Below are 13,041 nucleotides of genomic sequence, written 5' to 3'. Positions count from 1 at the left end.
GAAACAATACATTTATGTGATCATTTTCACTAACAATCACAATTTGTATCTAAATTGTATTATTTACAAATGATGGAGTGAAGGCATAATTCCGTGAAAAGGTATTAAGCGGGCAATACAAAATGGGCAATAAACCAATGTACCGGCAGATAGCCGATGCGCTACGCGAGAAAATTCATGCCGGTGAATTAAAGCCTGGCGATGCATTGCCAACGGAATCCAGCCTTCAGGAGGCATTCAGCGTCAGCCGCGTGACGGTAAGACAGGCATTAAAACGGCTTACGGAAGAACAAATCATCGAAAGCATTCAGGGCAGCGGCTCCTATGTAAAAGAAGAGCGCGTCAACTATGACATCTACCAGTTAACGGGTTTTTACGAGAAACTGGCCGACCGAAATGTGGACACCCACAGCGATGTGAAAATTTTTGAAGTGATAAAAGCGGACGCGCGGCTGGCAGGAAAGTTAGACCTTAACCCGGACGATAAAGTCTGGCACGTCAAGCGCGTGCGCTTTATCAAGCAAAAGCCGGTAAACCTCGAAGAAACGTGGATGCCGCTGGCGATGTTCGCCGACCTCACCTGGGAAGTGATGGAGAACTCCAAATATCACTACATTGAACAAGTCAAAAAGATGGTTATCGATCGCAGTGAACAGGAGCTGGTACCGGTGATGCCGTCCGAAGAGGCGATCGCCGCGCTGGCGCTCGATCCGGCAAAACCTATCCTGGAGAAAGTGTCTCGCGGTTTCCTGAAAGACGGCAGAGTTTTTGAATACAGCCGCAACGTTTTCAATACTGACGATTACAAATTCACCCTGGTTGCCCGACGCAGGCAATAAAAAAGGCCACTTTTCAGTGGCCAACCATGTCGAAACGGACATTTTTTTATTTCAACGCTCCCTTTTCAGGGAGCAGAGAGGACTTACTTAATGATGGATTTCAGTGCTTCGCCGATATCCGCCAGGCTGCGAACAGTTTTCACGCCTGCGGCTTCGAGCGCTGCAAATTTCTCATCAGCCGTACCTTTACCCCCGGCGATAATCGCGCCTGCGTGACCCATACGCTTGCCTTTTGGCGCAGTCACACCCGCGATGTAACCCACAACCGGTTTGGTCACGTGCTCTTTGATGTAAGCAGCCGCTTCTTCTTCAGCGCTACCACCGATCTCACCGATCATGACGATCGCTTCGGTCTGTGGATCTTCCTGGAACAGTTTCAGGATATCGATGAAGTTAGAACCTGGGATCGGGTCACCGCCGATGCCCACACAGGTGGACTGGCCGAAACCGTAGTCAGTGGTCTGCTTAACCGCTTCATAGGTCAGGGTACCGGAACGGGAAACGATGCCCACTTTGCCCGGTTTGTGAATGTGGCCCGGCATGATGCCGATTTTGCACTCGCCCGGGGTGATAACACCTGGGCAGTTCGGGCCGATCATACGCACGCCAGCTTCATCCAGCTTCACCTTCACGGTCAGCATATCCAGCGTCGGGATACCTTCGGTGATGGTGATGATCAGTTTGATGCCTGCATCGATCGCTTCCAGAATGGAGTCTTTGCAGAACGGAGCCGGAACGTAGATAACGGTCGCGGTCGCGCCAGTGGCTTCTACTGCTTCGCGCACGGTGTTGAACACCGGCAGGCCCAGGTGCGTGGTGCCGCCTTTACCTGGCGTCACGCCGCCAACCATCTGCGTACCGTAGGCAATTGCCTGTTCGGAGTGGAAAGTCCCCTGGCTACCGGTGAAGCCCTGGCAGATAACCTTGGTATCTTTATTAATTAAAACTGACATTATTTCCCCTCCACTGCGGCAACAACCTGCTGAGCTGCATCCGTCAGACTTTTCGCTGCAATAATATTCAGGCCGCTGTCAGCCAGTTTTTTCGCGCCGAGTTCAGCGTTGTTACCTTCCAGACGCACAACCACCGGAACGTTAACACCCACTTCTGCTACCGCACCGATGATACCGTCGGCGATCAGGTCACAACGTACGATACCGCCGAAGATGTTAACCAGAACGGCTTTCACGTTGTCATCAGAGAGGATGATTTTGAATGCTTCGGTTACGCGCTCTTTGGTTGCACCACCGCCTACGTCGAGGAAGTTGGCTGGCTCACCACCGTGCAGCTTAACGATGTCCATCGTGCCCATTGCCAGGCCCGCACCGTTAACCATGCAGCCGATGTTGCCATCCAGCGCCACGTAGTTCAGTTCCCACTGTGCAGCCTGCGCTTCACGCGGGTCTTCCTGAGACTGGTCGCGCATTTCGCGCAGATCGGACTGGCGGAACAGTGCGTTGCCGTCAGCGCCCAGTTTACCGTCGAGGCAGATCAGATCGCCCTGAGTGGTGATCACCAGCGGGTTGATTTCGATCAGCGCCAGGTCGCGTTCCAGGAAAATCGTTGCCAGACCCATGAAGATCTTGGTGAACTGCTGAACCAGCTTACCTTCCAGACCCAGTTTGAACGCCAGCTCACGTCCCTGGTAAGGCATTGGGCCTGCCAGCGGATCGATAGCCACTTTATGGATCAGATGAGGGGTTTCTTCCGCCACTTTCTCGATTTCCACGCCGCCTTCAGTAGACGCCATGAACACCACGCGACGGGAGCTACGGTCAACCACCGCGCCCAGGTACAGTTCTTTTGCGATATCAGTCGCCGCTTCAACCAGGATCTGGTTTACCGGCTGGCCATTCGCATCTGTTTGATAGGTTACCAGGCGTTTACCCAGCCAATGTTCAGCAAAAGCACGGATCTCTTCTTTGCTCTTAACAACCTTCACACCGCCCGCTTTACCACGGCCACCAGCGTGAACCTGACATTTAACTACCCAAGGGCCGGAACCGATTTTAGATGCGGCTTCTTCTGCTTCACGTGGGGTAGTACAGGCATAACCCACCGGAGCCGGTAAGCCATACCGGGCAAACAGCTGTTTGGCCTGATATTCATGTAAGTTCATGTGTTCTATCCATCCTTCAGGGTAATCGTTATCTTCAAACCTGTACACCGACGCGATCTGTGTGCCGGATGGCACTACGCTTATCCGGCCTACAGGGCAGGTGACGCTAAAGTGTTACTACACGTCCAACAGCAGACGTGTTGGATCTTCCAGCAGCTCTTTAATGGCAACCAGGAAGCCCACGGACTCACGGCCGTCGATCAGACGGTGATCGTAAGAGAGTGCCAGGTACATCATTGGCAGGATCTCAACTTTACCGTCTACCGCCATAGGGCGATCTTTGATGGCATGCATGCCGAGGATCGCACTCTGCGGTGGGTTGATGATTGGGGTAGACATCAGTGAACCGAATACGCCGCCGTTGGTAATGGTGAAGTTACCGCCAGTCAGGTCATCTACGGTCAGCTTACCGTCGCGGCCTTTAACAGCCAGCTCTTTGATATTTTTCTCGATGTCAGCCATGCCCAGAGTATCCACATCACGCAGAACCGGGGTCACCAGGCCACGTGGCGTAGAAACCGCCATGCTCACGTCGAAGTAGTTGTGGTAAACCACGTCATCGCCATCGATAGACGCGTTCACTTCCGGGTAGCGTTTCAGCGCTTCAACAACCGCTTTCACGTAGAAGGACATAAAGCCCAGACGGATACCGTGACGTTTTTCAAACGCATCACCGTACTGCTTACGCAGATCCATGATTGGCTTCATGTTTACTTCGTTGAAGGTGGTCAGCATCGCGGTGGAGTTTTTCGCTTCCAGCAGACGCTCAGCCACGCGCTTACGCAGGCGAGTCATTGGCACGCGTTTTTCACTGCGTGCGCCCAGGGCAGGCTGTGCTGCCGGGGCTGCCACCGGGGCTTTGGCTTCGGCTTTCGCCGGTGCTTTCGCCAGGTGTTTCTCGATGTCTTCGCGCGTCAGACGACCACCCACACCGGTGCCTTTAATAGCCGCCGCGTCCAGGTTGTGTTCAGCCAGCAGGCGACGGATCGCCGGGCTCAGCGCGTCGTTGTTCTGCTCTTCCAGAGACGCCTGCTGGCGCTGCGCTGGAGTAGACGCTTTCTCTTCAGATTTAGCGCTGGTCTCTTTACCAGAGCTGTTGCCTTCACGCAGGCGACCCAGGATCTGGCGAGAAGTCACGGTCGTGCCTTCATCTTCCAGCACTGCATCCAGAATGCCATCCGCTGAAGCCGGTACTTCCAGTACCACTTTGTCAGTTTCGATTTCTACCAGCACTTCGTCGCGGGTTACCGCATCGCCTGGTTTTTTGTGCCAGGTGGCGACAGTCGCATCTGCTACGGACTCAGGCAGGTCGGGAACAAGAATATCTACGCTACTCATTATGTATCCTTTAATTAATCGACGTTCAGCGCGTCATTGACCAGATCTTGCTGCTGCTTCTGGTGAACGGACATATACCCTACCGCCGGAGAGGCGGAGGCCGGGCGACCTGCATAACGCAGGGCAGACCCAAATGGAATCACTTCACGGAAATGATGCTGGCTGCAGTACCATGCGCCCTGGTTGAGCGGCTCTTCCTGGCACCAGACAAAATCATGTACGTGAGCATACGGTTTCAGCGCTTCCTGCACCGCCTGGTGCGGGAATGGATAAAGCTGTTCGATACGCACGATGGCGACATCTTTCTGGTCGTTCTTACGGCGCTGTTCCAACAGGTCGTAATAAACCTTACCAGAACACATCACCACACGCTTCACAGCTTGCGGATCCAGTTCGTCAATCTCACCGATGGCTGGCAGGAAGGTGCCATTTGCCAGTTCATCCAGGCTGGACACGGCCAGCGGATGACGCAGCAGAGATTTCGGCGACATCACCACCAGCGGACGGCGCATACCGCGCAGCGCCTGGCGACGCAGCATGTGGTAAACCTGAGCCGGCGTGGACGGCACACAGACCTGCATGTTCTGCTCGGCGCAGAGTTGCAGATAACGTTCCAGACGCGCAGAGGAGTGCTCCGGACCCTGCCCTTCATAACCGTGTGGCAGCAGCATCGCCAGGCCACACATACGGCCCCACTTCTGCTCACCGGAAGAGATGAACTGGTCGATAACCACCTGCGCACCGTTGGCGAAGTCACCGAACTGCGCTTCCCAGATGGTCAGGGTGCGTGGTTCTGCGGTGGCGTAACCATATTCAAATGCCAGTACCGCTTCTTCAGACAGCACGGAGTCCCAGACCTTGAACTGGCCCTGACCGTTATGGACGTGCTGCAGCGGGGTGTAGGTTGAACCGTTAGACTGGTTGTGAACCACCGCGTGACGGTGGAAGAAGGTGCCACGGCCCGCATCTTCACCGGACAGACGAACAGGAATGCCTTCGTCAACCAGCGTCGCGTAAGCCAGTGTCTCTGCACCGCCCCAGTCGAACAGCTTCTCACCTGCCGCCATAGCCTGACGGTCAGAATAGATCTTCTGTACGCGAGACTGCATCTCAATGGCGTCTGGTACAGTGCTGATGCGTTTAGCCAGCTCCTGCAGGCGCTTCATCTCAACCTTGTTCGGGTAGCTCTCATCCCACTCGTGGTTGAGGTACGGCGACCAGGTAAAGGAGTGCATATTCATTGGGCGCAGCTCTTTCACTACGCATTCACCCGCATCCAGCGCGTCGCGGTAGAGGTTGACCAGCTCGGTCGCATCTTCCAGCGTGACGACTTTGTCGTTTTCCAGCTTGTCAGCATAGATTTTACGCGGCGTCGGGTGCTTTTTGATTTTCTGGTACATCAGCGGCTGGGTTGCACTTGGCTCATCAGCTTCGTTGTGGCCGTGACGGCGGTAGCAGAACAGGTCGATCAGCACATCGCGTTTAAAGGTGTTACGGAAGTCCAGTGCCAGACGGGTAACAAATGCCACTGCTTCCGGGTCATCCGCATTAACGTGGAAGATCGGTGCCTGCACCATCTTACCGATGTCGGTGCAGTACGGAGTGGAGCGTGCATCCAGTGGGTTAGACGTGGTGAAGCCTACCTGGTTGTTGATCACGATGCGAACGGTACCGCCCACTTCATAACCACGCGCCTTGGACATGTTCAGGGTTTCCTGAACCACGCCCTGGCCAGTGATGGCTGCATCACCGTGAATGGTAATTGGCAGCACTTTATTGCTGCTCGGCTCGTCCAGTCTGTCCAGACGCGCACGTACAGAACCGATAACCACCGGGCTGACGATTTCCAGGTGTGACGGGTTAAACGCCAGCGCCAGGTGAACCAGACCGCCTTCGGTTTCGATATCAGACGAGAAGCCCATGTGGTACTTCACGTCACCGGTGCCAAGGTGTTCTTTATGTTTGCCTGCGAACTCGTCAAACAGATCCTGCGGTTTTTTACCCAGTACGTTGACCAGAACGTTCAGACGACCACGGTGCGCCATGCCGAGAACCACTTCGCGGGTACCGCTGTTGCCAGCATGGCGAATCAGTTCTTTCAGCATTGGTACTAACGCATCACCGCCTTCCAGCGAGAAGCGTTTTGCGCCCGGGAATTTCGCACCCAGATAACGCTCAAGGCCTTCTGCTGCGGTCAATTCATTCAGGAAGCGTTTTTTCTCATCAGCCGAGAACGTCGCGTGGCCAGCCACGGACTCAATGCGCTGTTGGATCCAGCGTTTCTCTTCTGTAGAGGTGATGTGCATGTATTCCGCGCCGATGGAGCCGCAGTAGGTTTGCTTGAGCGCGTTAATCAAATCGCCCAACTTCATCGTGTCTTTGCCGATGGCAAAGGAACCTACGTTAAAGCTTTCCTGGAAATCGGCCTCGGTCAGATCGTGATAAGCCGGATCGAGATCCGCTACACGGTCTTGCTGCCACAGTCCCAGCGGATCGAGATTCGCATGCTGGTGACCACGGAAGCGATAAGCGTTGATAAGCTGCAGGACTTTAACCTGCTTCGCATTGGTGTCAGGGTCGGAAATCGCAGAAGAGTAACGTGAGGCATCCTTCGCCAGACGACGGAAATAATCACGTGTTTTGGAATGGAATTGATCCGGTTTGACTCCCGTGCCAGGCAACTGCTGGAACATGGAACGCCAGTTAGCGTCCACTGAGTCAGGATCGGTTAAGAAGTCTTCATAGAGCTGTTCTATCCAGCTCTGGTTAGCACCAGAGAGGTAAGAAGAGTCCAGCCAGGCTTTCATTGCGCCGTTCTGCATCGTGATCCCTTAAGCATTTTTATGCTTACTTTCGCCGTAGAAACTACCACGTACAACACGTACGTGCCGGGGTTCACCTGCGAGCTCTTTCTGGCCCGCGAAGGAACCTTTAAAAACTGTCCTAAGGGATTTTCCCTTACCCTGCCCTCTCCCCACAGAGGCGAGGGGAAAGGCGTCGGCAGTTTTTAAAGATTTCCTACAATCCGTTCCCTCTCCCTGTGGGAGAGGGTTAGGGTGAGGGGAACAGCGCTCCCCTCTCACTACTTACGCACTGCGCTGCAACAGCATCGACTTAATGTGGCCGATGGCGCGCGTTGGGTTCAACCCCTTCGGACACACACTGACGCAGTTCATGATGCTATGGCAGCGGAATACGCTGAAAGCATCACTTAGCCCTTCAAGGCGGCTATCGGTTTCGGTGTCGCGGCTATCGATCAGGAAACGATAGGCAGCCAGCAGACCGGCCGGGCCGATAAACTTGTCCGGGTTCCACCAGAACGACGGGCAAGACGTTGAACAACATGCACAAAGAATACACTCGTACAGCCCATCGAGTTTTTCACGCTGCTCAGGAGACTGTAAGTGCTCACGAGCGGGTGGATTTTGCCCATTATTCAACAAGTAAGGCTTAATCTTCTCATATTGTGCATAGAATTGCCCCATGTCCACCACCAAATCGCGCACGACCGGCAGGCCTGGCAGAGGACGGATAACAATTTTCTGACCCGGGCGCTGCAGCGCTGAAACTGGCGTGATGCAGGCCAGGCCATTTTTGCCATTCATATTCACGCCGTCGGAGCCACACACCCCTTCACGGCAGGAGCGACGGAATGACAGCGTTGGGTCTTTTTCTTTCAGCTGCATTAATGCATCCAGCAGCATCATGTCACGGCCTTCTTCTGCTTCCAGCGTGTAATCCTGCATACGCGGAGCATCGTCTACATCCGGGTTATAACGATAAACTGAGAATTCGAGTTTCATTGTCCTGTCTCCGCATTAGTAAGTACGAATCTTCGGCGGGAACGCCGGACGCAGTTTCGGTTCCATATTGACGCTACGACGCGTCATGGTTTCCGACTCTGGCAGATACAGGGAATGGCACAGCCAGTTTTCGTCATCCCTTTCCGGGAAGTCGAAGCGGCTATGCGCGCCACGGCTCTCGGTACGGAAGTTTGCCGACACCGCAGTGGCGTAAGCGGTTTCCATCAGGTTATCCAGCTCCAGACACTCAACGCGCTGGGTGTTGAACTCGCTGGAGGTGTCATCCAGACGGGCGTTTTTCAGACGCTCGCGGATAGCCTTCAGCTGCTCCAGGCCTTTCGCCATCGCGTCACCTTCACGGAAGACCGAGAAGTTGTGCTGCATACATTCCTGAAGCGCTTTACGGATTTCCACCGGATCTTCGCCGTTACGGTTGCCGTTCCAGCGGTTGAGGCGTTCGAGAGAAGCATCAATTTCAGCTTCGGTGGCATCCAGCAGGTCGCCCTGCTCGGCAATGGATTCCTGCAGATGCAGACCCACCGCGCGGCCAAACACCACGAGGTCAAGCAGGGAGTTACCGCCCAGACGGTTGGCACCGTGTACGGATACGCAGGCGATTTCGCCCACCGCAAACAGACCCGGGATAACCACATCTTCACCCTGCTCGTTCACGGTCAGTGCCTGGCCGGTTACTTTGGTCGGAATACCGCCCATCATATAGTGGCAGGTTGGGATAACCGGGATCGGCTCTTTGACCGGGTCGACGTGAGCGAAGGTACGGGACAGCTCCAGGATGCCCGGCAGACGGGATTCCAGAACCTCTTTACCCAGGTGGTCGAGTTTCAGCTTAGCGTGTGGCCCCCACGGACCATCGCAGCCGCGACCTTCACGGATTTCGATCATGATAGAACGCGCTACCACGTCACGACCCGCCAGGTCTTTCGCATTCGGGGCATAACGCTCCATGAAGCGCTCGCCGTGTTTGTTCAGCAGATAACCACCTTCACCACGGCAGCCTTCTGTCACCAGTACGCCTGCACCAGCGATACCCGTTGGGTGGAACTGCCACATCTCCATATCCTGCACCGGCACGCCAGCGCGGATAGCCATACCCACGCCGTCACCGGTGTTGATGTGGGCGTTGGTGGTGGACTGATAAATACGGCCTGCACCGCCGGTCGCCAGCACGGTGGCGCGGGCTTTGAAGTAAACCACTTCACCGGTTTCGATACACAGCGCGGTACAACCCACCACTGCGCCATCGGCGTTTTTCACCAGATCCAGCGCGTACCACTCGGAGAAGATGGTGGTGTGGTTTTTCAGGTTCTGCTGATACAGAGTGTGCAGCAGTGCGTGACCAGTACGGTCAGCCGCCGCTGCAGTACGTGCCGCCTGCTCGCCGCCGAAGTTTTTCGACTGGCCGCCAAACGGACGCTGATAAATGGTGCCATTTTCCAGACGGGAGAATGGCAGACCCATATGATCCAGCTCCAGAATCGCTTCCGGGCCGGTCTTACACATATATTCAATGGCGTCCTGGTCACCGATGTAGTCGGAACCTTTTACCGTGTCGTACATGTGCCATTCCCAGTTATCTTCATGGGTATTACCGAGTGCCACGGTGATACCACCCTGCGCAGACACGGTATGGGAACGGGTCGGGAATACTTTAGAGAGCAGCGCACAGGTCTGGCCGCTCTGGGAAATTTGCAGCGCTGCGCGCATACCTGCGCCACCAGCACCAATCACAACAGCATCAAATTCTCTGACTGGCAGTTTCATTACACACCCCACACCACAACGAATCCATAAATAACGTAAACCACCAGTGCAACGACGATAGCCAGCTGCAGAGGAAGGCGAATGGCCAGTGGTTTAACGTAATCGGTCAACACCTGCCACATGCCAATCCAGGCATGAATAAGGATGGAGAACAGAGCCAGCAGGGTGAACACTTTGGTGAAGGCAGATCCGAAGAACCCACTCCAGATTTCCCACGTCAGCTCGCCGCTGGTCGCGAAGAAACCGATCATATAGATGATGTAAAGCGTGAGGACGATGGCAGTAGCGCGGACCAGGATGAAGTCATGTACGCCGTTGCGTCCTAATGCGGAGGCGTTGCTTACCATACGAGAACTCCTGCAAGAAGTGAAAGCACGACTGTTACCACAAATGAAATGTTAGCGGAGCGTTTCCCGGCTTCGAAAGTTTCTTCCAGGTAGCCGAAGTCCATCAGCATATGACGCACACCCACAACAACATGGTACGCCAGCGCCGTCAGAATGCCCCACATGATAAATTTCACGAAGAAGCTGTTCATGATGGCCGAGGCCTGGAGGAATCCTTCAGGAGAAGAGAGGCTAGTCCCCAGTAACCACAGCAGAATGCCGACCGCCACAAACGTAATCACACCAGACACACGGTGCAGAATGGACGCGATTGCTGTTACAGGGAACCGGATCGTTTTGAGATCCAGATTGACAGGTCTTTGTTTTTTCACATTTCTTATCATGAATAACGCCCACATGCTGTTCTTATTATTCCCTTTGGATTTCGCGTTACAGAAAGGCGGCAAGTCCGGGAAACCCGGGAGCATAGATAACTATGTGACCGGGGCGAGCGGGCGCAGCCAACGCACCTGTAACGTGAAAGACTATGGGATTTCCTTCCTCCGGCTGCGATGCGGGTCATACAGCGTTCCTTTTCTATAACTGCGCGTCATGCAAAACATTGCTTCCAGATGCTAAAACGACACGTTACAACGCTGGGTGGCTCGGGATTGCAGGGTGTTCCGGAGACCTGGCGGCAGTATAGGCCGTTCACAAAATCATTACAATTAACCTACATACAGTTTGTCGGGTTTTCTCTGGAACAGTGATCAGGGTCACGATAACAACATCTTTTTAAATTTTAATCATCTGATTTGACAAATGTTAAACAATATTGTTACAAACGTCATCAGAAAAGGCATATAATGCGCAAAAGTTATGAGGTCTCTCTTTCACCTGAGAAATAGTTATGTAACAGTGTGATGGTATTGACCGAAGTTATCAGGACAGTTATTAGTGATATACAGGTTTGAATAATTCGGACTGTAAAAACGCTGGTTTGCTGTAGTTTCACTGATATTTCATCCGTTTACCTGCAAGGCGCCATAGCTCTGTACCCTGGTTTCTCCTCGTGAGCTGAGCGGTAAGCCAAATAACAATCTGGTAACGGTGATTAACAGCTGAATGCAAATCCGCTGAACAGCAGTCTTAAGCATAAGGCGCTAAGGAGACCGTAAATGGCTGATACAAAGGCAACGCTCACCCTAAATGGTGACACTGCTATTGAACTGGATGTGCTAAAAGGCACGCTCGGTCCGGATGTTATTGATATCCGTACGCTGGGTTCCAAAGGGGTGTTCACCTTTGACCCTGGATTCACCTCTACCGCATCTTGCGAATCCAAAATCACCTTCATCGATGGTGACGAAGGTATCCTGCTCCACCGCGGTTTCCCCATCGATCAGTTAGCCACCAATTCCAACTACCTGGAAGTGTGCTACATCCTGCTGAACGGCGAAAAGCCCACGCAGTCGCAGTACGATGAATTCAAAACCACCGTAACTCGCCACACCATGATCCATGAGCAGATCACCCGTCTGTTCCATGCGTTCCGTCGTGATTCCCACCCGATGGCCGTCATGTGTGGTATTACCGGTGCCCTGGCAGCGTTCTACCACGACTCTCTGGACGTGAATAACCCACGCCACCGTGATATCGCGGCGTTCCGTCTGCTGTCCAAAATGCCAACAATGGCGGCGATGTGTTACAAATACTCTATCGGCCAGCCGTTTGTTTACCCACGTAATGACCTCTCCTACGCCGGTAACTTCCTGCGCATGATGTTCTCCACACCATGTGAAGAGTATGTGGTCAACCCGGTACTGGAACGCGCGATGGATCGTATTCTGATCCTGCACGCTGACCACGAACAGAACGCATCGACCTCCACCGTCCGTACCGCAGGCTCTTCAGGCGCGAACCCGTTTGCCTGTATCGCTGCCGGTATCGCGTCCCTGTGGGGACCCGCGCACGGCGGCGCGAACGAAGCTGCGCTGAAGATGCTGGAAGAGATCAGCTCTGTTGAGCACATTCCTGAATTCGTGCGTCGCGCGAAAGACAAAAATGACTCCTTCCGCCTGATGGGCTTCGGTCACCGTGTTTACAAAAACTATGACCCACGCGCCACCGTGATGCGTGAAACCTGCCATGAAGTGCTGAAAGAGCTGGGCACCAAAGATGATCTGCTGGAAGTGGCAATGGAGCTGGAACACATTGCGCTGAACGACCCGTACTTCATCGAGAAGAAACTCTACCCGAACGTAGACTTCTACTCCGGTATCATTCTGAAAGCGATGGGTATTCCGTCTTCCATGTTCACCGTGATCTTCGCTATGGCACGTACCGTAGGCTGGATTGCGCACTGGAACGAAATGCACAGCGAAGGCATGAAAATCGCCCGTCCTCGCCAGCTGTACACCGGCTACGAGCAGCGTGATTTTAAGTCTGATATCAAGCGCTGATGTTAGCAGGGTGCGGCCTGATGCCCTCACCCTAACCCTCTCCCACAGGGAGAGGGAACAAACATTAAAAACGGCAACCCTGGGGTTGCCGTTTTGCTTTTACCTTGTGCGGCCTGATGCCCTCACCCTGACCCTCTCCCACAGGGAGAGGGAACAAACATTAAAAACGGCAACCCTGGGGTTGCCGTTTTGCTTTTACCTTGTGCGGCCTGATGCCCTCACCCTGACCCTCTCCCACAGGGAGAGGGAACAAACATTAAAAACGGCAACCCTGGGGTTGCCGTTTTGCTTTTACCTTGTGCGGCCTGATGCCCTCACCCTGACCCTCTCCCACAGGGAGAGGGAACAAACATTAAAAACGGCAACCCTGAG

At 54.0% G+C, this 13,041-nt stretch carries 10 protein-coding genes; 2 read left to right on the top strand and 8 right to left on the bottom strand.

What is annotated here, in order from left to right; all coding sequences use genetic code 11:
- Positions 1-122 precede the first annotated feature (122 nt).
- A complete protein-coding gene (locus tag HV318_RS20415; protein ID WP_182274154.1) occupies positions 123-839 on the top strand; it encodes a GntR family transcriptional regulator in 717 nt (238 codons plus the stop codon).
- A gap of 83 nt (positions 840-922) precedes the next feature.
- On the opposite strand, the gene sucD is transcribed toward HV318_RS20415, so the two are convergent.
- From sucD to sdhC, 8 genes are all read right to left on the bottom strand, one after another.
- Complete coding sequence (gene sucD / locus HV318_RS20410) at positions 923-1,792, bottom strand: succinate--CoA ligase subunit alpha (RefSeq protein ID WP_008501094.1); 870 nt, start codon at positions 1,790-1,792, stop codon at positions 923-925.
- Complete coding sequence (gene sucC / locus HV318_RS20405) at positions 1,792-2,958, bottom strand: ADP-forming succinate--CoA ligase subunit beta (RefSeq protein ID WP_182274153.1); 1,167 nt, start codon at positions 2,956-2,958, stop codon at positions 1,792-1,794. Before sucC ends, sucD begins: the two co-directional genes overlap by 1 nt.
- A gap of 117 nt (positions 2,959-3,075) precedes the next feature.
- Complete coding sequence (odhB, locus tag HV318_RS20400) at positions 3,076-4,296, bottom strand: 2-oxoglutarate dehydrogenase complex dihydrolipoyllysine-residue succinyltransferase (RefSeq protein ID WP_182274152.1); 1,221 nt, start codon at positions 4,294-4,296, stop codon at positions 3,076-3,078.
- Between the two features lie 14 nt (positions 4,297-4,310).
- Complete coding sequence (gene sucA, locus HV318_RS20395) at positions 4,311-7,118, bottom strand: 2-oxoglutarate dehydrogenase E1 component (RefSeq protein WP_182274151.1); 2,808 nt, start codon at positions 7,116-7,118, stop codon at positions 4,311-4,313.
- A gap of 264 nt (positions 7,119-7,382) precedes the next feature.
- Positions 7,383-8,099, bottom strand: a complete 717-nt coding sequence (gene sdhB, locus HV318_RS20390; protein WP_182274150.1) for a succinate dehydrogenase iron-sulfur subunit SdhB — start codon at positions 8,097-8,099, stop codon at positions 7,383-7,385.
- A 15-nt stretch (positions 8,100-8,114) separates the two neighbouring features.
- Entirely contained in the window at positions 8,115-9,881 is a 1,767-nt protein-coding gene (sdhA, locus tag HV318_RS20385; protein ID WP_182274149.1) for a succinate dehydrogenase flavoprotein subunit, read from the bottom strand.
- Positions 9,881-10,228: a succinate dehydrogenase membrane anchor subunit gene (gene sdhD / locus HV318_RS20380; protein ID WP_012016623.1), complete on the bottom strand. Its 348-nt coding sequence runs from the start codon at positions 10,226-10,228 to the stop codon at positions 9,881-9,883. Before sdhD ends, sdhA begins: the two co-directional genes overlap by 1 nt.
- The gene (gene sdhC / locus HV318_RS20375) at positions 10,222-10,626 is read right to left on the bottom strand and encodes a succinate dehydrogenase cytochrome b556 subunit (RefSeq protein ID WP_182274148.1); all 405 of its coding nucleotides are present in this window, start codon (positions 10,624-10,626) and stop codon (positions 10,222-10,224) included. Before sdhC ends, sdhD begins: the two co-directional genes overlap by 7 nt.
- A gap of 759 nt (positions 10,627-11,385) precedes the next feature.
- Here sdhC and HV318_RS20370 point away from each other — a divergent pair.
- Entirely contained in the window at positions 11,386-12,669 is a 1,284-nt protein-coding gene (locus tag HV318_RS20370) for a citrate synthase (protein WP_182274147.1), read from the top strand.
- Positions 12,670-13,041 lie beyond the last annotated feature (372 nt).

The organism is Enterobacter sp. RHBSTW-00901 (assembly GCF_014103115.1).
GTDB lineage: Bacteria > Pseudomonadota > Gammaproteobacteria > Enterobacterales > Enterobacteriaceae > Enterobacter > Enterobacter cloacae_P.
The sequence above is the reverse complement of the archived record's forward strand: the minus strand, read 5'-3'. Positions and strand labels throughout refer to the sequence as shown.